The following is a 1,415-nucleotide window of genomic DNA, read 5'->3' as shown; positions in this document are numbered from 1 at the left end:
CCTCACCGGCGAGAACACCATCTCATGGCGCGACCCGACATCCCAGATCAAGTAGCTGATTTAGGGATAAAACATCGGGATAAAACGACCTCTGACCACAGGCGAGACGAAACCAGCACCACGTCCCACGGAGACGATCTCAGTTCTCGGCCATCCTGGAAACCCGCTCGGCTGGCCGCCGAGCTGCGATGATGCCTCCGTTTTCCAGGTGGAGGACATTTGTTCGTTTTTGTGTGTGCTGGGTGCGATGCGGAGCTGACCACCTCACTGTCCCAGGTCGCCCTACCTGCTCACGCCCATCAGAAATACGGAAACGGGATTCAGCTCCCCGTGCTGATGGAACCGGGCACGTTCGCCGTGGACCCGGAGCCCTGGGGGCCGCCGTGGCGAAGGTGGGAGGAGATCCATCCGGACGAGGCGGCCGCCCGCGGTATCTACGCGCCGGTCTACGCCCTGTCCGATGGCGCGCCCGGCGCGATCGTCATCGCACCCGGAGATACCCGCGGCACCCTGCTGATCCCGGAGAGACGCGGCGGCGCCTGCTGCGGCCTCGACGGGGCTGATGGCCCCAACATGGCCTGCGAGGCGTGCGGTCTGCCCGTGGCGAGCCGGGTCGACGACTGCTCGCTCTGGCAGGCGGTGTGGCTCGCGCCGGACGCCGTGCGTCGCCTCCCCGTCGACGGGGCCGACGCCGCACCGCTGTCCTGGGCGGAGCTGACGGCGGAGGGGAAGGGCACGCCTCCGTTCGAGCCGATCGCGACTTGGGGCTCACGGCTGGGGTCGAACCACTTCTGGTCGTGGAGCCCGCAGTGGGAGGCTGCAGCAGGCCGGGCACTTGCTCATCTGCTGGTGGCCTCGGAAGGCCATGCGGTGACCGTCCCGGACGGTCTGACCGGAGAGGTGTTCCAACGCGCCCTCGACGCTCTGCTGCCTGCTGGCCCGGCAGCGCGGCGCGCCGTCCTGGCCGGACCGGGACTGCCCGCCCGCGATCGCCGAGCCGACATCCTTCTCGTGCCAACCCATCCGCAGACGGGGGAAGCCTGGGCCCCGGCTGAACCGGCCGCCCAGGCGTACCTGGTGCCGTTGCCGGTTGGGGTGTGGCTGTGGCTGGCCTTCCCCGAGCCGCACCTGCCCGTTCCCACGTCGGGCGGCATGCCCGACGGCGTCCTACGCGACGACCCACCCACTCCGCATGCCCGTTACCTGTTCCGGGCCGACGCGGAAGCGTTCCGGCACACCCTGGTCCGGCTGCCGGCCGCCCGCAGCTCGTGGCTGCGGGAGATCCTTGAGAACCTCACGCAGCACATGCGCGCGGGCCTCTTCTAGGGCCTGTGTGATGTTGTGATCAGTTGGGTGGTCGCACGAGGTCGTCTATCCAGATCATTGAGGCGCGGAGGTGGAGGCCTGCGAGGTAG

Annotated in this window: 1 protein-coding gene; it reads left to right on the top strand. The window is 68.7% G+C overall.

Annotated features, from left to right (window positions below; all coding sequences use genetic code 11):
- Nucleotides 1-219: 219 nt before the first annotated feature.
- Complete coding sequence (locus tag ACFU74_RS37290; RefSeq protein WP_380764580.1) at nt 220-1,326, top strand: hypothetical protein; 1,107 nt, start codon at nt 220-222, stop codon at nt 1,324-1,326.
- Nucleotides 1,327-1,415 lie beyond the last annotated feature (89 nt).

The sequence above is a fragment of the Kitasatospora sp. NPDC057500 genome (genome assembly GCF_042802195.1).
In the GTDB taxonomy this organism is placed as follows: domain Bacteria; phylum Actinomycetota; class Actinomycetes; order Streptomycetales; family Streptomycetaceae; genus Kitasatospora.
Note: the sequence above shows the minus strand (reverse complement) of the source record. Positions and strands in the feature narration are given on the sequence as shown.